The organism is Mojavia sp., from assembly GCF_059505145.1.
On the sequence record NZ_JCACKA010000074.1, the window covers coordinates 160,721 to 178,762 of the forward strand.

19 protein-coding genes are annotated in these 18,042 nt (G+C 42.8%); 8 read left to right on the forward strand and 11 right to left on the reverse strand.

All coding sequences use genetic code 11. The annotated features are described in order from the left end of the window. Window positions 1-38 precede the first annotated feature (38 nt). Together AC5JL8_RS19735 and purC are read right to left on the reverse strand one after the other, a co-directional pair. Window positions 39-2,414 (reverse strand): BamA/TamA family outer membrane protein, encoded by a 2,376-nt coding sequence (locus AC5JL8_RS19735; protein ID WP_495881375.1) that lies wholly within the window; start codon window positions 2,412-2,414, stop codon window positions 39-41. Window positions 2,415-2,511: 97 nt separating this feature from the next. After that, window positions 2,512-3,249, reverse strand: coding sequence for a phosphoribosylaminoimidazolesuccinocarboxamide synthase (gene purC / locus AC5JL8_RS19740; RefSeq protein WP_495881376.1), 738 nt, complete (start codon window positions 3,247-3,249; stop codon window positions 2,512-2,514). A 591-nt stretch (window positions 3,250-3,840) separates the two neighbouring features. On the opposite strand from purC, the gene AC5JL8_RS19745 reads away from it, so the two are divergent. Beyond that, window positions 3,841-4,122 carry a DUF7219 family protein gene (locus AC5JL8_RS19745; RefSeq protein WP_495881377.1) on the forward strand — a complete coding sequence of 94 codons (282 nt, stop codon included), beginning with the start codon at window positions 3,841-3,843 and terminating at the stop codon, window positions 4,120-4,122. Beyond that, complete coding sequence (locus AC5JL8_RS19750; RefSeq protein WP_495881378.1) at window positions 4,112-4,258, forward strand: hypothetical protein; 147 nt, start codon at window positions 4,112-4,114, stop codon at window positions 4,256-4,258. The genes AC5JL8_RS19745 and AC5JL8_RS19750 overlap by 11 nt, the downstream gene beginning before the upstream one ends. Window positions 4,259-4,363: 105 nt before the next feature. Here the strand turns inward: AC5JL8_RS19750 and AC5JL8_RS19755 are convergent, their stop codons facing one another. The 3 genes from AC5JL8_RS19755 to AC5JL8_RS19765 all read right to left on the reverse strand — a co-directional run bounded on the left by AC5JL8_RS19755 (window position 4,364) and on the right by AC5JL8_RS19765 (window position 8,381). Further along, window positions 4,364-6,958 (reverse strand): GAF domain-containing protein, encoded by a 2,595-nt coding sequence (locus tag AC5JL8_RS19755; RefSeq protein WP_495881379.1) that lies wholly within the window; start codon window positions 6,956-6,958, stop codon window positions 4,364-4,366. Window positions 6,959-7,085: 127 nt separating this feature from the next. Further along, window positions 7,086-8,222, reverse strand: a complete 1,137-nt coding sequence (locus tag AC5JL8_RS19760; protein WP_495881380.1) for a glycosyltransferase family 4 protein — start codon at window positions 8,220-8,222, stop codon at window positions 7,086-7,088. Between the two features lie 6 nt (window positions 8,223-8,228). Continuing rightward, entirely contained in the window at window positions 8,229-8,381 is a 153-nt protein-coding gene (locus AC5JL8_RS19765; RefSeq protein WP_495881381.1) for a hypothetical protein, read from the reverse strand. A 77-nt stretch (window positions 8,382-8,458) separates the two neighbouring features. On the opposite strand from AC5JL8_RS19765, the gene AC5JL8_RS19770 reads away from it, so the two are divergent. Next, window positions 8,459-8,737 carry a hypothetical protein gene (locus AC5JL8_RS19770; protein WP_495881382.1) on the forward strand — a complete coding sequence of 93 codons (279 nt, stop codon included), beginning with the start codon at window positions 8,459-8,461 and terminating at the stop codon, window positions 8,735-8,737. Here AC5JL8_RS19770 and AC5JL8_RS19775 read toward each other — a convergent pair. Continuing rightward, window positions 8,673-9,827, reverse strand: coding sequence for an NAD-dependent epimerase/dehydratase family protein (locus AC5JL8_RS19775; RefSeq protein ID WP_495881383.1), 1,155 nt, complete (start codon window positions 9,825-9,827; stop codon window positions 8,673-8,675). The genes AC5JL8_RS19770 and AC5JL8_RS19775 overlap by 65 nt on opposite strands. A 355-nt stretch (window positions 9,828-10,182) precedes the next feature. Further along, the gene (locus AC5JL8_RS19780; RefSeq protein WP_495881384.1) at window positions 10,183-10,713 is read right to left on the reverse strand and encodes a hypothetical protein; all 531 of its coding nucleotides are present in this window, start codon (window positions 10,711-10,713) and stop codon (window positions 10,183-10,185) included. Between the two features lie 353 nt (window positions 10,714-11,066). Here AC5JL8_RS19780 and AC5JL8_RS19785 point away from each other — a divergent pair, with 353 nt between their 5' ends. The 5 genes from AC5JL8_RS19785 (at window position 11,067) to AC5JL8_RS19805 (ending at window position 14,530) form a co-directional block, all read left to right on the forward strand. After that, window positions 11,067-12,500 (forward strand): carotenoid oxygenase family protein, encoded by a 1,434-nt coding sequence (locus AC5JL8_RS19785; protein ID WP_495881385.1) that lies wholly within the window; start codon window positions 11,067-11,069, stop codon window positions 12,498-12,500. Window positions 12,501-12,557: 57 nt separating this feature from the next. Further along, the gene (locus tag AC5JL8_RS19790; protein ID WP_495881386.1) at window positions 12,558-13,091 is read left to right on the forward strand and encodes a P-loop nucleotide/nucleoside kinase family protein; all 534 of its coding nucleotides are present in this window, start codon (window positions 12,558-12,560) and stop codon (window positions 13,089-13,091) included. A gap of 177 nt (window positions 13,092-13,268) precedes the next feature. Continuing rightward, entirely contained in the window at window positions 13,269-13,511 is a 243-nt protein-coding gene (locus tag AC5JL8_RS19795; RefSeq protein WP_495881387.1) for a hypothetical protein, read from the forward strand. Window positions 13,512-13,790: 279 nt separating this feature from the next. Beyond that, entirely contained in the window at window positions 13,791-14,207 is a 417-nt protein-coding gene (locus AC5JL8_RS19800) for a XisH family protein (protein ID WP_495881681.1), read from the forward strand. Continuing rightward, the gene (locus AC5JL8_RS19805; RefSeq protein WP_495881388.1) at window positions 14,195-14,530 is read left to right on the forward strand and encodes a XisI protein; all 336 of its coding nucleotides are present in this window, start codon (window positions 14,195-14,197) and stop codon (window positions 14,528-14,530) included. The genes AC5JL8_RS19800 and AC5JL8_RS19805 overlap by 13 nt, the downstream gene beginning before the upstream one ends. A 200-nt stretch (window positions 14,531-14,730) precedes the next feature. Here AC5JL8_RS19805 and AC5JL8_RS19810 read toward each other — a convergent pair whose 3' ends face one another. The 4 genes from AC5JL8_RS19810 to AC5JL8_RS19825 form a co-directional block, all read right to left on the reverse strand. After that, the gene (locus AC5JL8_RS19810; protein ID WP_495881389.1) at window positions 14,731-15,042 is read right to left on the reverse strand and encodes a DUF433 domain-containing protein; all 312 of its coding nucleotides are present in this window, start codon (window positions 15,040-15,042) and stop codon (window positions 14,731-14,733) included. Window positions 15,043-15,294: 252 nt separating this feature from the next. Next, window positions 15,295-16,035, reverse strand: coding sequence for a hypothetical protein (locus AC5JL8_RS19815; protein ID WP_495881390.1), 741 nt, complete (start codon window positions 16,033-16,035; stop codon window positions 15,295-15,297). Window positions 16,036-16,282: 247 nt separating this feature from the next. Continuing rightward, window positions 16,283-17,755: a xylulokinase gene (xylB, locus tag AC5JL8_RS19820; protein ID WP_495881391.1), complete on the reverse strand. Its 1,473-nt coding sequence runs from the start codon at window positions 17,753-17,755 to the stop codon at window positions 16,283-16,285. Between the two features lie 100 nt (window positions 17,756-17,855). Next, a partial coding sequence (locus AC5JL8_RS19825) for a hypothetical protein (protein ID WP_495881392.1) occupies window positions 17,856-18,042 on the reverse strand: 187 nt, incomplete at its 5' end.

Consider the following 18,042-nt stretch of genomic DNA (forward strand, 5'->3'; position numbering starts at 1 on the left):
AGTCAGCAGTCGTTAGCAACTGACGCACAACTAACAATCTAAAACCTTTCGCCAATGCCAAAATTGATGCGGCTGTCACCGTCATCGTTGATACCGTAGTCAATGCGAATTGGCCCTAGTGGTGATTGCACACGAACGCCAAGACCGTAGCCATAGCCAGTACCATTTTTGTTGAGGATCTCAGCAGCCCTAGTACTAGTTCCGAGATCGCTACCAAAATCAAAAAATAATGCGCCGCTAACTACCGAGAAAACTGGGAAGCGATACTCAACTGAAGCTTGCACATAACTGCGGGCGCTGGTTAATGTTCCTTCTTCATAACCACGGACAGAGTTACTTCCACCTAAGGTAAAGGCTTCATAGGGAGGTAAGTCACCTAAAACAGTTCCGCCTTGCAAGTTAAAAGCGAGAGTTTGTGGGCCTTTAGCCAAACTAATTAACTGTATGGGTAAATACTGGCTGTAACTACCGCGTAACCTGGTAAGGAAAATATTACCTTGTCCTACTGGCACTGATTGATCGACGCCAAAACGGAGATAAGAACCGCTAGTAGGTTGCAAGGGGTTATTACGGCGATCGCGTTGCGCTCCTAGTTGGAATAGCAATAAATCATCATTACCTGTCCCAGATTGAGTCAAGGGAATTATTTCTGTAGGCTGTCCATCCCTGAAGATTGTTCCTTGGCTTCTGCTGTTGCCATCAGCATCTTTAGTGGAAACACGTTGATACTGCAAACCAGCTGAGGCTGTCCATTCAGAATTTTCGTAGGGATTGGCAGAAAGGGGACGAGTAAAGGTGACACCGCCACCTAAACGGACAACACGAGGGCGATCGCCATCTGTTGCATCTGGTGCGAAAGTCTCAATATTTTCATCTTTGCCATCAAAAATCAACGAAATTGAACGGCGACGGAAAATATTAGCTGTGTAGGAAGTCCGGTAAGGATCTCCCGCAATCCAAGGATCGGTAAAGCGTAGGTCAAACAGCAGTTCCCGCTGACCTACTTGTAACTCTGCTCCCAGTCTTTGGTTTCTGCCATTGAGGTTTTGCTGCTGATAACTAATGGTACCGAATAATCCACTGGCAGAACTAATCCCTGCACCTGCGGCAATAGAACCGCTATTGCGTTCAGCCACATTCACTACTACATCTACTTTGCTGGGGTCGCTACCAGGGTCTAAGGAGATATTCACATCTTCAAAGATTCCCAGCCCATATACTCTTTGTAAGTCTCTTTGTACTGTGTTGCGGTTAAAGACTTGTCCTGGCTTCAACTGCAATTCTCGCGTGATTATATATTCCTGTGTCCGTCCGCGAATTGGTTGTCCCTTTTCGTCTGTTTCCTGACCTTCTTTACTGCGGAACCGGACTCTAATGTCTTCTACTACCCCTTCAGCTACTAGTAGGGTAACAACTCCATTTTCCGAGACTTGGGGCGCTCCGATCACATTGGCCAGCACATAACCTTGGTCTTGATACCGCTTGGTTAACTGCTTGATACTTTCCTGCAAGTCACGCAAGTTGAGAATCCTACCATACTGATCGCGAAAAACTTCATCAGCAGTATTTTGAGGCAGTACAGAGGCAACACCAGTGCCGGGATTAGCTTGAATTTGTACTTTGGTGAGGATGGGGTTAGGCTGAACGACAAAACTCACCCGCACCCCTAAAGGTGTATCTTCTGGCACTGCCTGGACATTGGAGAAAAAGCCAGTACCAAAGATGGCATTAATATCTTCTTGTAGTTGAGAACGAGTGGTTGTCCTTCCCGGTTGGGTACGAATCACTTTGTAAATTTGGTTTTCCAAATCTGGTGTCAGTTGCCCTGTTTGGGTTCTTACTGCCACTTCCGATACCAGCACACGCGGTTCGGTCGTTTCTGGAGTTGTTTCTGGAGTTGCGGGAAATACAGGTTCTCCCACAGGGGGGTTGACATTCTCTTGAGATGGAGCATTACCAGGAGATGGGGAAGGTAATGGTTGCTGAATACCTGGGGGCGGAATGTCAGGAGCTGGAGTTGGTTGGGGATTAGGCTGTGTGGTTCCTGGAGAAACTTGTGCAGTTATTGGCTTTGTCGCGCTTGGCAGTATGACATTTGCTGTCGTAGTCGCTGCTGATTGATTTGGAAACGCCACAACATTTGCCACGCTTGGCAGTATGACATTTGCTGTCGTAGTCGCTGCTGATTGATTTGGAAACGCCCCAACATTAGGAGACTGAAGACCCTCCAAGACCGCAGCCCCAGTTGACTCAGCGCTAGAACTAATATGATTCTCAGGCTGTTGATTTGTTGTCGGTACGATGACCGCTGCTGTTTGTTTGAAACTGTTAGCGGTTTGTGCATTTGCACTCAACGGCCCACCTAAAGGCGCTGCAATTGCTACCGCTGCCACCAATACGGGAGATAAACGCATTTTCTTTACATTCCTGTTCAAGTCCACACACCATCACAAAGCAATAATGCTTGCTGCAAAAGGTAAGAATCAAAAATGATATTTTTACCTTTTAAATTTAATTTTGACTTTCTACTGCTTGTAAGACTCTTTGTAAAACCTCCTGGTAGGCATTTTCGATGTTTCCTAAGTCCCGGCGGAATCTGTCTTTGTCCATTACCCGGCGATTAACGTCCTCTTCTGCTGTGTCCCACAACCTACACGTGTCGGGGCTAATTTCATCAGCTAAAAGCACCTGCTCGTTTGAGTCCAAGCCAAACTCTAGTTTGAAGTCTACTAGTGTAATTCCGCAACTCTGCCAAAAGCCTCTGAGAAATTCGTTAATTTGCAATGCTAGATGAGTAATGGTATCAACTTGTTCCGGAGTGGCTAATTCCAGCAGGTAGAGGCGATCGCGTGTCAACAGAGGATCTCCTAATTGGTCATTTTTGTAATAAAACTCCACTAAAGGCTGTTTCAATATTGTGCCCAATGGCAGCCCTGTTTGTTGACACAGACTGCCTGCTGCAATATTTCTCACAACTACTTCTATTGGCAAAATCTTTACCGCCTTCACCCGCATTTGATGTGGGGCAGGGCTGTCAATAAAGTGAGTTTTGATACCCTGTGCTTCCAACTGCTGAAATAGTTTGCTAGAAATGCTACAATTAATATTACCCTTACCTATGATACTGCCACGTTTCTGGGCATTAAAGGCAGTGGCATCGTCTTTGAAATCAGCCAATAAAACTTCAGGATCATCCGTTTTATAGAGGATTTTTGCTTTGCCTTCGTATAACTTGGGATAGACAGACATGGTAGTAGGTACAAGTAAGAGGTGATGGGCAAGTTTTATCTTTTGAGGCTAAACCATTTTATCTTTAGTTATTGGCGATTAGCCATGAGTCATTGATCAGTAGGCAAATACTGTAGGTTAATACAGAAAATTTACAGATAGAAGATAAACAAGCAAAGTCATCTTTAGCACACAGCAATTTTTCATAAAATAGGCTTTTTTAAACAATAAATATAGAAATTGTTTTTGCTTGGAGTAAAGTATTGAAAATAAAAAAGCTAGTATATATTAATACGTTGATAAAATTAAATCTGAGTAGGATTAGTAAAAATTCCCATTGCAGCAATTAATGAAAGAAGCTCAACTGAATTGGCGATTAGGAACAGATGAAGCTATGCGCTTTTGGCATAAGGGAAGTGACATACTTGATAAAGCTTGCTGTTCAACAATTCTCGGCTTTAATTATTTTTTTCAATTTTTGTATTGACAAATTTACCCACAGCCATTAAACAAGAGTGGTTAAATAATCTAATTACTCCCTGCTTGACAAAATAGACATTAAGGTGAGTACTGATTAAGCTTCGGAATATCAACACAGGGGGGAATCGAATAATGGAGAAAAATACAGTGAGCAAAGATGATTTTCTCTATCCTCGTGGTCGCTACTACGGTCAGGTAAAGCCTGAAAACTTGGTTTTCAATGCGAATCTACAGGAATTTGCTCAAAAAGTAAGTTATATCTGTAACTTAGAAACAGGCGGAAAACTACCGCCAGATGAAGCGTATGAGCAAATAAAGGATCTTTGGAAACAGTTGAAACGCTCTAAGAAACAACTAAGAATCGGTGAAGATGCTTTCAAAGATGACCAAGAAGATTCTGAAGGTGGAAGCTAAGGAAGATGGAGCAAGTAAGGGACTTCCAAGTAAAAAAATATTCCATCGCTTTGATGGCAGGGGAGCAGGGAGCAGGGGGAGGGAAAGCCGTTTTGAAGGAGTAAAATTAGATAATTTATTTTTTGGAGTTCCCTAAATATCAACAATAAATGAAATGGGTTTTGGCTTTTAACAAGTATTCTTTTTCATTCTCTCATTCGCAAAATGCCTGGATTTTTTGAGAAATAGTTGATTTACTTGGTTATTTAACATTTATTGTCCAAACACCATCCCAAGAATCTGGGGGTGGTGTTTTTTGATAATTGTACGCGCGTTCTAGGTGGATATCTACAGCGTAGTCTTTGGGGTGAATGCGCTGGGCTGCTTCAAAGCAAGCGATCGCGTGTTGGAAGTTACGTGATAAATAAGCAATACGTCCAGACTGGTAATAGAATAAAAACTCTTGAGTGGCGTCATCTAGGGGAGTAGTGCGATCGCCAATTAACTCGTAGATATTAACTGCTTGATATTTACCTTTGACCCGAATTTTATCTAACTGACGCGCCCAAATGCGATCGCTGCATAACTGATAAGTAAATTCACTTAAGATAATGTCACAGCCATATTCCTTCGTTACACCTTCCAAGCGCGAACTTAAATTTACCCCATCGCCAATTACGGTGTAATCCATCCGTTTGTGAGAACCGATATTACCCGAAACTACTTCTCCCGAACTGATACCGATACCAATATGAATTTGTGGCTGTGCTTGAATAATTCGCCGTTGGTTAAATTCCGCCAATCTGAGACGCATATCTAATGCTGACTGTACCGCTCTCCAAGCATGATTTTCCGTCAACGGTAAGGGCGCGCCAAACACTGCCATTAAAGCATCACCAATAAACTTATCTAAAGTACCCTCAAAGTTAAATACAGCCTCCACCATCGTTTCAAAATACTGATTGAGCAACCTTACCACCTCTGCTGCACCGAGATTTTCTGTCAGCGTCGTATAGCCACGGATATCAGAAAATAAAATAGTAACGTCCTTGCGCTCACCTACCATTAAAGTATCTTCCCCCAAAGCCATAACTTGCTCGGCAACATGGGGTGTAAGATAACGGGACATGGTATTTTTCATCCGTTTTTCCCGGCTGATATCTTCCAGCACTACCAAACCACCCCGCACTCCACCTTCTGGGTTAGTTAGGGGATTAACAGTGAGATTGATGCTGCGTTCTAATTTTTGCACCTCACTAGCACTCAAAAAGTTTAACTGGGGAGTTAGGGGTTGATTCCAGGGAATGAAAAAATCTGGATTAGTGCGATCGCGGACTGCCAAAATATAGTGCTGAGTCTTGATCTCTAAATCTTGAGTTTCACTTATTACTCGGTACTCAAGATTTTTGACTTGATAAACTCCCACAGTCAAACTTTGTTCTGGAACATAATGTTTAGCACCTGTTTTCAAACTATCTTCCAGCCGCATTTGCAAATTTTCAATGGGCACAACCTCCCAAACTAAGCGACCAAGCAAATTTTTTTCCCACAACAGCTTATGAGTTTTGGTATTAGCCTCTCTTACAGGAAAACCAAGTAATTCCAGTGCTGCATCATTAATTGTGACAATTCTACCTTTCATATCCGTAGAAATTACAGCATCAGACAAACTTTGTAGAATGTCTTTTTGATACTGTTTTTCTAACAGCACATTTTCAAACAAGCGGGCATTTTCCAAAGCAATTCCTGCCTGGATATTAAAAGCTCGCATAAATTCTTCATCGGAGGCGGTAAAACTGCTTTGTTGTTTATTAATTAACTGTGTAACGCCAATCAATTCATTTGCAGAATTAAACACTGGCAAACACAGGATATTCCGAGTTACATAGCCAGTCTTTTTATCTGTAGTTGGATCAAAACGGGGGTCTTTGTAAGCATCAGGGATATTCACCGCTTGGCCAGTCGAGGCTACATAACCGACAATGCCACGATTCGAGGACATACGGATTTCTATCAACTTATTGCCGTCTACCGCAGCCACTTTCGTCCAAAGTTCGCCCATTTCTTTACGATACAAGAACAGTGTGCTGCGGTCTGCTTGCATTAATATCCGGGCTTGCTCCATTACTATTTGCAAAGTTGCTTCTAAATCTAAACTTTGTCCCAGTGTCTGAGTTGCCCGTAAAAGCGCCGTTGCGCCCCGCTGATTACGAGCTGCTACATAGAAAGATTGGCAACTTTCTAAAATAATGCCGATAGAAGAGGCAAAGTCCCGAAATCGCTCCTCATCATCTTGGTTAAAAGGAATATCTGCTGCTTTATTTGCCAGTTGTACTACCGCTACCGTTTGGTTTTTACTACTTATAACTGGCATACACAAAAGATTGCGGATTTTATAGCCCATTTGTTTTTCTAATTCTGGGCTAAATAGGGGATGAGTAGAAGTTTCTGATATATTCAAATATTGACCTGTGCTGGCAACATGACCAGGAATGCCAACGGTAATAGGAGTACGAATTTCTAAGAATTTTTGGCTATTATCTTGAGGCAATTTTGACCACAATTGACCTTTATCATGGTCTACTAAAAAAATTGCTGTATGCTCGGCTTGGAGAATTTGACCGATTTTGAGCGTGATAGCTTCTAGCACTTTTTCCAGCATAGTTTCTAGAGCTTCATTATTGATCAGATCAATTGCTCTGAGAAATTGCTGAAACTCAGCAGTAATAAAGTCGAGTAAGCAAATAAATTCGTTAACAGAAAGCTCTTCAACACGACTTAGTAACGCCTGGGTACGATTAACTTGAGTTATTTCAGTTAATGCAGCCAAGATGCTACCAGGGTTAGGGAGTGTCATGATGACTGGGGAATGGGGATTGGGGGTTGGGGAATGGGGGTTGGGGATTGGGGAATGGGGAATCGGGTTGGGGGTGTGATATTCAAAACCCTCACCCCTTACTCCCTTACATCCAGTTCTTACGTACTTAGATGGCTGTTGTCAATTTTTGAGAAAACAGCACCTTTTGATAATAATCCTGTAGCTGGCGGGTGGCATTTGCCCATCCCCACCTCTCAGCTTCCCTACGAGCATTTTGACGGATTAGCTCACGTTCTTGTTTCTGCTGTAAGAGACGAACAGTAGCTGTTATTGCTCCTTGAATATCTGCTGTTGGCTCAAAAAGATAACCATTTACCCCATCTGTGACAATATCAGGAATTCCTCCAGAACGGGCGGCTACTACTGGACAACCAGCCGCCATTGCTTCTAGTAGCACTAATCCTAGTGTCTCTGTACGGGAAGGAAAGATAAAGGCATCAGCACTAGCAAAGGCAGAACCTAACTCTTGCCCAATGAGATAGCCCACAAAATGGGTGTTTGTGCCAGCAAAATGTTTTTCTAATGCTTGGCGGTGAGGGCCATCTCCTACCAATGCCAACCGCGCTTCTGGAATTGCCTCTAAAATCGGTTTGATCCGCTCAATTTCTTTTTCGGCAGAAAGACGCCCGACATAGAGTAGCAAAGGGCTTTCAGGGTGATTTTGTGAGAGACGCGATCGCATCTCGGCACTAGCCAAATTAGGATGAAATAATTCGGTATCCACCCCGCGTTGCCATAAATCAACTCGTTCAATGCCGTGTGCTGTTAATTCCTCTACCATTGCTGTGGAGGTGCAAAGGTTCAAGGCTGCTTGATTATGTCCGCTCTTCAGTAATTCCCACAGTAAGCCTTCTAGCATTTGCAAGCCGTAATGCTGGAGATATTGCGGTAAGTGCGTATGATAAGATGCTACTAAAGGAATTTTCAGGATCTTGCTATAAAATATACCAGCCAATCCTAAAACTGCTGGATTGACGACATGGATAATATCTGGTTGAAACTCTTCTAAGGCATAACCAATGGCTGGCCGGGGCAGAGCCATTTTCAACTCTGGATACAATGGTAAAGGAAACCCGGAGACACCATAAACTTTGGCTCCTTTATGTTCGGTGATGCCACCATCAGGGGCAATCACTAAAACTTGGTTTCCATGACGCTGTAGATGGTCAACGGTGTGACGCAGGCGGGTCACAATGCCGTCAACCTTAGGCAGAAAGGTTTCGGTGAATAGGGCAATTTTCATGAAAAACTATTCAGTCCAGGCAGATAATCCCAGCTTTGTTTGCATTTTGGTATCACACCCAGAGTAAACCGTCTCCTGTGGCGTAATCAATTCTGCACAGTCAGACTTAATGTTTTGTCGTTGCTGTTGCACAAAGTCCGAAATATCTTCGATGTTCATAATCCAATCTTTGGCGTAAGCTCATCCCACCCCGGCATGAGTGGGATTTTGCGGACATGGGGCATGGGGAATAGGGCATGGGGAAGAAGCTACCAATATCCTATGACCAATCCTCGAAGCGACGGGGCGACTATCCCTCTCCACCCATCTTGGCGATGGAGTTTCCTGTCGCTTTATATAAACAACAATTGACTGGTCATCATATTGCGCTAGGATATGACGACCAGTTTTTGACCAGCGACTTACTTGACTTAAATAAGGTTCTGTTATTAGCCGCACAAAGACTTGACTTTATTTTCTATGCCAAGAGACTTTGGGCAGAATTTGCTTATTATCAACTCGTTTCTGATACTTGATAGCAAAGTTTAACAGAGAATCAAGTAGAGAATCAGAGAGATAGTGAGGCTGTAAACCTAAATCAAGCAATTTGGTGTTTTTAGCATTGAAGTAATGTTCTTCTTTCTCAACTCTGGGATTATCAAGGTGATTGACTTCTACATTCAATCCCATTGCGTTCCCGGCTTTTTTCACCATGGTTGCCAATTCGCCAACGCTGAATAGTTCGGTAAATTGGTTAAATACACGGAATTCACCTGGTTGAGCAGGATTAGCGATCGCTAGTTCCACACACCGCACTGTATCCCGAATATCTAAAAATCCGCGGGTTTGTCCGCCTTTACCGTAGACAGTAAGGGGATGACCAATAGCTGCTTGAATACAGAAGCGGTTGAGTGCTGTACCAAACACCCCATCGTAATCAAGGCGGTTGATCAACATTTCGTCCATTCCCGTTTCTTCGGTTAAGACGCCATAAACTACACCTTGATTCAAGTCTGTGGCTCGCAAGCCCCAAATTCGACAAGCAAAGTGGATATTATGGCTGTCATGGACTTTGCTAAGGTGATACATTGAGCCTGGCTGTTTGGGATAAGGCAATGTATCTTTACGCCCATTGTGTTCAATGGTGATGTAGCCTTCTTCGATGTCGATGTTGGGTGTGCCGTATTCACCCATTGTCCCCAACTTCACTAGATGACAGTCTGGGAAATCTTCCCGCATGGCATACAGGAGATTTAAAGTGCCAACTACGTTATTGACCTGGGTAAGAACTGCATGTTCGCGGTCAATCATCGAAAATGGCGCAGAACGCTGTTCGCCAAAATGTACTATGGCACTTGGTTGGAATTTGTGCAGCGCTTTATTGAGGAATTCGTAATTAGTAATATCCCCAACAAACAAGTCTATGGATTTGCCAGTCAAATCGTACCAGCGCTGGAGACGTTGCTGAATTGGCGCGATCGGAGTTAGAGTTTCGACACCTAGCTCGTTATCCCAGTGTCGCCGCACTAAACTATCCAAAATCCCGACTTCATAACCTTGATTGGAAAGATAAAGAGCAGTTGCCCAACCACAATACCCATCGCCACCAATAACCAGGACTTTCATTTTTACCAGTTTTCACTCGCTGTTAGCTAAATCTATCAGGTTTGTGTCCCCTCTCAACCACCAAAAGGGAGATACTAGTAAATAATTCAGTTGTTAGTCGTGAAAAATACAAGTGCTGAGTCCTGAGTTGTGGGTGCTGAGTCATGAGTTGCGAGTGCTGAGTCCTGAGTTGTGAGTGTTGAGTTCTGAGTCATGAAGTGAACACAATTCTCATCTGTGAGGTTTTTATCGGAAGCGGCGGGAAACTCCACCCACAAGGGGATGGAGTTTTTTATTACTTAGCACTTCATTAGCGCCTCTGCACCCAGTAAATGCCGCGCCCTTTGTGAGCAGTCTTTTAACTCAGGACTCTTAATTAATTGGGAATTTTGTACTGGTAGGCAATGTAGGAAAACAAACGATAGTAATCTGAAAATTTTTGGCTCTGGCTTCGTCCCTGCCAATAATATTTGACTTGACCCTGAGTTAGTGTTAGGGTCATCGAGCTTACTTGGGGCCCGACTTCCACAACCATGACCCCAGATACTCCTTGAGCAGTTTTAAAGTTAGGATTTACCGTTATTTTTGCTTCGGGATTTTGGCTGATGGAATCTGCTAGCCGATTACCTGCCCACGAGCGAATCTCTACAGAGCTTGTTTGTGGTGGTATAAAAGCAACCCCATCATCATTGTCTGGTGGTGGTAAGGCAGTCCAATTGCTCGGATAGGGAAACTCAAAGTTATATCGGGAATTACTATAAGTCTTCCAAGTTAAACTAGAGGAATTAAAACTAGGCGCACTACACCCCCAGAGCATAATGAATAAGGCGATCGCTCTACCAAAGCTATGGGTATTACGAGAAATTTTTCGCCTTAAACTACAGGTTTTGACCGTAGCAGTAGACATTATTACACCTAGCTAATAATTCTCTAAAAAGAGTTTTACTTTATACTTAATACTTGCTTTCAGTATATCGAGATTTTATCTGAACCGCTCGCATCCAGTAGATAAGATATAATCAAGAAAAAGAAAAAGATATTACTGGGGCTAAAGCCAAAGCCTCTACTTTAAAAAAGTTTCAAAGAAAAGTTTCAACTATGCCACACGTGGCTTTATACTAAAGATTTTTATATACCATCTAACCTATAGCCGCTTCTGTCTTTATAAGGAAGCTAAATATTTAGAACCTGATAACATAATCGCTATTTTCTGTAGAACGACCTTAGCGATCGCTTTTTAGTTTTGAAAGCAAATTTTATATGCAGACACTTGAACAAAAGTCAACCAAAAGAGCCTGGGCAGGCGCGATCGCCAAACCTGCTACAGAATTTCCCCTTACCCAATTACCTATTCTTTCTGGTAGCATCCCTCAAGGCTTACAGGGGACACTTTATCGCAATGGCCCCGCACGACTAGAACGTGGTGGCGTCCACATGGGGCATTGGTTTGATGGCGATGGAGCAATTCTGGCTGTGAATTTTACCGATGCAGGAGCCACGGGAGTTTATCGTTACGTGCAAACTGCTGGTTATCAAGAAGAAGCAGCAGCAGGTAAATTGCTTTACGGTAACTATGGCATGACCGCACCAGGGCCAATTTGGAATCAATGGCGTAAACCAGTAAAGAATGCTGCCAATACCTCTGTTTTGGCACTTCCAGATAAACTATTGGCATTATGGGAAGGTGGTAAACCCCACGCCCTCGATTTACAAACTTTAGAAACTTGGGGCGAGGATGATTTAGGCGGGTTAACCGCAGGCTTAAGTTATTCTGCTCATGACAAATGCGACCCTCAGACAGGGGAAATTTTTAATTTTGGCATTAGCCCCGGAAAAAATGCGACACTGAATATTTACAAAAGCAATTCTACTGGCAAGATTATCCAAAAAGCCGCATACCAGCTAGATGGAGTGCCACTAGTACATGATTTTGTCCTAGCAGGACAGTACCTTGTGTTTTTCGTTCCTCCAGTGCGGATGAATGTTCTACCCATGCTAGTAGGGATGAGCAACTATAGTGATTCGCTGAAGTGGCAACCGGAAATAGGGACTCAAGTTTTGGTGATTGACCGCGAAACTTTATCTTTAGTAAGCCGTGGGCAAACTGAAGCTTGGTATCAATGGCATTTTGCTAACGGTTATGTAGATGCTAACGGCTCAGTAATTGTGGATATTGCTCGGTATGAAGACTTTCAAACCAACCAATATCTCAAAGAAGTAGGCACAGGTGAGACTCACACTCCTGCTAAAAGTACACTAACGCGAGTCCATTTGAACCCGCAAACGGGCAAAGTTACGGAAATTCAACAACTATTAGACCGACATTGTGAATTTCCAGGTGTACCACAGCAAAATGTTGGGCAAGCCTCACGGTACACATATATGTCTTCATTCCGCCAAGAATCAGATATTAGCCAAGAAATATTAAACACGATCGCTCGCTTCGATCACTCCACCGAAACTTTTACCGAAGCAGATTTAGGGGAAAATCGTTATTGCTCCGAACCTATCCACGTTCAAAATGCCCAAAATTCTGAGCAAAGTTGGGTGGTAACTGTTGTCTATGACGGTAATACTCATAGTAGTGAAGTTTGGGTATACGATAGCGATCGCCTGGATGAAAAACCCGTTTGCAAACTAGGATTGCCCAGCGTCATTCCCCCTAGCTTTCACGGCACATGGAAACCAGCATAAAGTACAATATCTCCCTTTCCCTTTAACGCCTAGCGATCGCAAAATCACACTTACGATATGTATTCCTCTTCAAATACAAAACCATGTAGTCTTTTGCTGCTCGTGGGGCTAAAGGGAGCTGGCAAGACGTTTATCGGTAGTGTTTTGGAGAAATATTTAGATGTAAAATTCTTACGGGTTGAACCTATATTCCTTGAAGTGATGCGGCTAGAGCCAGAATTGCAAGCAATTGCTCTTGAGAAACGAGGGTTCCAAATTGTATTAGCAAAACTGGATGAGTTAGCTCAACTGCATTCCACACTGTGCATTGAGTCCACAGGAACAGCCCATACTTTCTCAGAGTTGCTACTAGCTTTGCGACAAGGATTCCGTGTGTTCGTCATCCACATACAGGCTCCACTAAGTACCTGCATAGAACGAGTCATGAGCAGAGATGCATCAGTTCACATTCCTGTTTCAGATCACAGATTGAGAGAAATTAACGAGCGTGCATTGCAGGTTGAACTTCCTTGGGATTTGAAAATTGATAATTCAGAGTTTCAGGATGAGACTGTCATTGTTGAATCCGTAAAAGAGCTTTTACAACGCTAATCTCAGATGCTATGACAGCAGCCTAACACTTCAGCACAGCAGAACGTTTGTTGTTGCAGCGGTATAACAAATCATAAGTGCGAAAATTACTGATATGAGTTAGCAAATAAGTGAATTAAGAATGTAATTTGCCGTTTGCTTGCGGAAAACACCAAAATGAGTGCGTGATCTACCGAAATGAGAAAGTCAAAAGGCATTTTGCTTACGGAAAACACCAAAATGAGAAAGCCAAAAGGCATTTTGAGAAAGTCAAATGGCATTTTACTTGCGGAAAACACCAAAATGAGAAAGTCAAAAGGCATTTTGAGAAAGTCAAATGGCATTTTGCTTGCGGAAAACACCAAAATGAGAAAGTCAAAAGGCATTTTGAGAAAGTCAAATGGCATTTTAAGTAAGCAATTAGGCATTTTGAAAACTTAATTAAACAAAATGTGAAACTAATATGCCATTTTGCTTATTAAAATCAAGTTTATGTATTTTTTGATGTAGTAAGCAGTTATGGCGATCACAAAAATCTAAAAACTAAGGTATAGCTGAAAACAGAATCAACCTGTGGATGGGTAAAAGATAGATTGCGATCGCCTAGTTTGAGTTGTAGGCGATCGCTTGAAGGTTGGCTTGATGTTGCTAACAGTCTTCATACAGTTGAGTCAACTTCAGCAAAAAGAGTACGATAATGATAAGTATTTAATTTTATCTGTGTCAGCAAAGGACATCTTTCACGAAGCAGTCAAGCAAGCTCTACAAAAAGAGCAGTGGGTAATTACAGATGATCCACTCAAATTTAAATTTGGTAACGTCAACTTTCAAGTAGATTTGGGTGCAGAAAGACTGGTTGCAGCCGAGAGAGCAGATGAGAAAATAGCAGTTGAGATCAAGAGCTTTTTGAACCCTTCTGCAATTACAGATTTCTACGCTGCTTTAGGTCAATTCCTCAGTTATCGGCTGGTGCTGGAAGCGACCGAGCCAGAGCGAGTATTATATTTAGCAGTTCCAGTAGATGCCTATGGGACTTTCTTTCAACTTGATTTCACGCAGATAGCATTACAAAAATATCAAGTTTTGTTAGTTGTCTACGACCCGGTGAATGAGGTGATTGTGCAATGGACAAAATAGCTAAATATCGAGAGTACATTCAGACCTTGCTCACTCGTTATGCCAGTGACGATGTTTCAGATGAGCAGGTGGAAGCTCAACTTATTTTTGATACAGAGCGAGATCATTATCAGTGGATGAATGTCGGTTGGCAAAAATTTGATCGCATTTATCGATGTGTAATGCATTTTGACATTAAAAACGGAAAAATATGGCTTCAGCAGAACTTAACAGATCAGAATCCTGCTGAGGAGTTAGTTAAGATGGGTGTTCCCAAAGATGACATTGTTTTGGGATTGCAGCCTCCGTATAAAAGGCAGTACACAGATTACGGCGTTGCTTAAAGAATAGCCATATTTACAGTAGGAGTGTAGTGCGTTGCGCGAGCGCCAGTGCATCCTACTAATTAATTGAAATCGACTTGATCCATGATGCAGTGACTAGTTGTGGCGATCGCTTATTGGCGAGACACAACCCATAAGGCTAGACTTAGCGAAGCGCGATCGTCAGAGCAACATTTTCATCCAGATGAAAGCGAATTTGCTCACTCATTCCTCAACTGTCTAAGTTTCTCTTTGAGACGTGAGGGATGATTTTGCTTCAGTACCTCAACTAACTCATCCTCTTCTGCTGTGCGGCGATCAATCTCGTCTCGGAGATCGAAGTAATAAGCCATTGCTGCATAAATAGATGCTAGTGACAGGTCATACTTACCAGCAATCTCTACCAAGGAATATCCTAGCTTTAAATGCATCATCGCCACGTCTTCTACAGCAATGCGAGTACCGATAATGCAGGGCTTCCCACTCCGCACCTCAGAAGCGATCGCAATATGCTCCCGACTGACTAACTGCATTGATGAATCTTCCAGGCCTGTTCCATTATTTAATAATATACAGTTGTCCTGGCTCTGACAAAGTTATATATGGAACCAGACTAGCAGAATCGCTGTTTGAGCAAGCTGGGCGATCGCTAACCAGCAGGTATTTTTGCAGAAAGCGATTTTCCCGATGCAGTGACTAGTCGTGGCGATCGCAAAAATCTAAAATTTAAACTGGCTGCGATCGGCGTTTGGTTAGGAGATGGGTTTGGCTCAATCCTTTTGCTGCTATTGATGAGTAAAAGGAATAAATGCTATCTCAGTGATATCTTTAACGAGATGCACTGCCTTAACGCCATAAGTTAGAGGTGATTGTAGCTTAAGAATCAAACAAAATGGTTTTTTATTACCGAATTTTTGCCTTAAATAACTATCGTAATTTTTATTCAAATAGTGAACGGCTCCCCGATTACCTTTTGATGTCTGCCCACAAATTAAGATTACAGGATAAGAATCAGACTCTGGATAAAATCTTGCCAAAATAGCGTGTTCATCCTTATTGTTTACGAATCTATACTTTTTTTCTTTCGTAACAAACGCAATATTATCAGGATCATCAGGCATATAAGGATTAATATAAATGCCTTGAAGAAAGTTTTCTAAATGAACTTTAGTTCTCTCATTAGAATCGGGCCCTCCTATACAGAATTCGGTTGTTTCTCCTGCGGGTTCCAATATGCGATCAAAACGTGCAATGACTAACTTGCCATGAATTTCAGCTACGAGCTTTGCAATCTCAATCAATGTTTCCACATCTCCATGCGTCACCGAATTCTGATTGCGAGGATCATGATTTATAACTAAAAGACAATTTTCTTTAGGAGAAATACCAAAAAAAGCAGACTTTCGATTTAGGATCTGGGATGCTCGTATTTTTCCCCACAGCCAAACAACGACAGCAGTTACGACACTTGTGACGATGCCAACTGTAAAATTCTCAATGACTGATGGAGTTATTAATCCTCTCACTGGCAATCTCGTGCTAACTTAACCTTAAACACTAACAGATTAAACTATTTTTTGTATTTGATGGAATTAGCAACTGAAAGTGCTTCTAATGGGAGCAATGAAGCATTGACAGAGCTAAAAATTTGCTCGTGAGTGCTTGACATGAATTTATAACTTGAAGAAGCTTCAGATTTTGTATTATGTCAATTCCTCAGTTATGGCCTAGCACTGGAAGCGACTGAGCCAGAGCGAGTATTATATTTAGCAGTTACGAATTACGAATTTTTTTAAGGGCTTCGTACAATAATTTATATCGGTTAAACCCTGCTTCGTACACAGAATTTACTTGCGGCTGTACCACATTGCTATCCTGTGGCAATATCTTGAATGCAGCTTCTAAATTAGGATATGCACCAACCCCCACCATTGCTAAAATCGCTGCACCGTAAGCGGCTCCTTCTTCGGCTTTGGGTGCAATGAGTTCTGTTTGCAAAATATCTGCCAAAATTCGTAGCCAAATGTTGGATCGTGCGCCTCCGCCTGTTGCTAATAGTTGATGTACGGGAGCAATCGCACTAATTATCTCCAATGCTTCTCGCAAGCTAAATGCTACACCTTCCAGCACAGCACGAGTTATATCTGCCTGGGTGTGAGCTAATGACAGATTCACTAAAGCACCGCGCGCATCTGGATCGAGGTGGGGACTGCGTTCTCCTGCGAGGTGGGGCAAAAATAAAACACCACGCGCACCAGGTAAAGAATCCTCTGCCAGATCCATCAATTCGGTGTAGGATATCTGCGGTGCAAATGTATCTCTATACCAACGCAGAGATCCACCTGCTGCTAGCGTCACTCCCAAGAGATGATAGCCACCATCAACATGACAGAATAAATGCACTCGACCTTGGGGATCGGGAATTAGGCGATCGCATGGTGCAAAGATAACTCCTGATGTGCCAATACTCAAACTACCCCGGTTGAGGTTGCTTGATGAAATACCTAAACCAATTGCTGCTGCTGCATTGTCGCCTCCGCCTGCAATCACAGGTAATCCGGCTGGTAGTCCCACACGGGTAGCAATTTCTGATTTCAATCGTCCGGCGATCGCAGTAGACTCGACTACTGGGGGGAAAAATCCTGGATTAATATCAAGAGCATGGAGAATATCTGTATCCCATTGCCGATTTGCCAAGTTCAAACACCCAATACCAGAAGCATCAGAGGGTTCTGTCACTGACTCGCCAGTTAGCACATATCCTAGATAATCTTTTGGCAAAAAAATCTGCCACAGCCGAGCATAAGCATCCGGTTCTTCAGTCCGCAACCATACAAGCTTCGGCAGTTGAAATCCAGTAATTGCAGGGTTTCCAGTACGCTGAATCAACTCCTGATGGGGAATGGCGGCTTCAATCTCAGCAACGGCTTTACCTGTGCGCTGGTCATTCCACAAAATTGCTGGTCTAATTGCTTTTCCCTCTGCATCAAGAGGAACCATACCATGCATTTGTCCAGATAAACCGAGGGCGATCACTTGGTGTCCATCTAGCTGTTGAGTAACATCAGATAAAGCATCCAAACTAGCTTCCACCCAATCCGATGAATTCTGTTCTGTCCAACCGGGTTGTGGAGTTAACAGGGGATAACTTCTCGTAGTCTGAGCGATAATTTTTCCTTGCAGGTCAACCGCGATCGCTCTTACTCCTCCTGTACCTAAATCTAAGCCAACTACAACGTCAGTCAATTGCTCCCTCCCAAATTCTGAATAATGTTCGGCGAGCTTAGTGTATTTTTACTATGTCAATCTTATCTAACCTTGAGTATGCTCAATCAGAGATAAGCTTTCAGGATAAAATACTTTGGCGATCGCCTTTTACATCCCAAGTTTTATGCTTTGAACTCGGAGTTTCGACCTTTTTACTCGGCTGTTCGAGTTTGGAACTCAAAGTTTCGACCTTTTTGCTCAGTCGTTCGAGTTCAGAACTCGGAGTTTCGACCTTTTTGCTCGGTCGTTCGAGTTCAGAACTCGGA

Bases quoted from the DNA above. Each gene is read 5' to 3' on its own strand.
- AC5JL8_RS19735 (WP_495881375.1), bottom strand. From the start codon at position 2,414: ATGCGTTTATCTCCCGTATTGGTGGCAGCGGTAGCAATTGCAGCGCCT.
- purC (WP_495881376.1), bottom strand. From the start codon at position 3,249: ATGTCTGTCTATCCCAAGTTATACGAAGGCAAAGCAAAAATCCTCTAT.
- AC5JL8_RS19745 (WP_495881377.1), top strand. From the start codon at position 3,841: ATGGAGAAAAATACAGTGAGCAAAGATGATTTTCTCTATCCTCGTGGT.
- AC5JL8_RS19755 (WP_495881379.1), bottom strand. From the start codon at position 6,958: ATGACACTCCCTAACCCTGGTAGCATCTTGGCTGCATTAACTGAAATA.
- AC5JL8_RS19760 (WP_495881380.1), bottom strand. From the start codon at position 8,222: ATGAAAATTGCCCTATTCACCGAAACCTTTCTGCCTAAGGTTGACGGC.
- AC5JL8_RS19765 (WP_495881381.1), bottom strand. From the start codon at position 8,381: ATGAACATCGAAGATATTTCGGACTTTGTGCAACAGCAACGACAAAAC.
- AC5JL8_RS19770 (WP_495881382.1), top strand. From the start codon at position 8,459: ATGGGGAAGAAGCTACCAATATCCTATGACCAATCCTCGAAGCGACGG.
- AC5JL8_RS19775 (WP_495881383.1), bottom strand. From the start codon at position 9,827: ATGAAAGTCCTGGTTATTGGTGGCGATGGGTATTGTGGTTGGGCAACT.
- AC5JL8_RS19780 (WP_495881384.1), bottom strand. From the start codon at position 10,713: ATGTCTACTGCTACGGTCAAAACCTGTAGTTTAAGGCGAAAAATTTCT.
- AC5JL8_RS19785 (WP_495881385.1), top strand. From the start codon at position 11,067: ATGCAGACACTTGAACAAAAGTCAACCAAAAGAGCCTGGGCAGGCGCG.
- AC5JL8_RS19790 (WP_495881386.1), top strand. From the start codon at position 12,558: ATGTATTCCTCTTCAAATACAAAACCATGTAGTCTTTTGCTGCTCGTG.
- AC5JL8_RS19795 (WP_495881387.1), top strand. From the start codon at position 13,269: ATGAGAAAGTCAAAAGGCATTTTGCTTACGGAAAACACCAAAATGAGA.
- AC5JL8_RS19805 (WP_495881388.1), top strand. From the start codon at position 14,195: ATGGACAAAATAGCTAAATATCGAGAGTACATTCAGACCTTGCTCACT.
- AC5JL8_RS19810 (WP_495881389.1), bottom strand. From the start codon at position 15,042: ATGCAGTTAGTCAGTCGGGAGCATATTGCGATCGCTTCTGAGGTGCGG.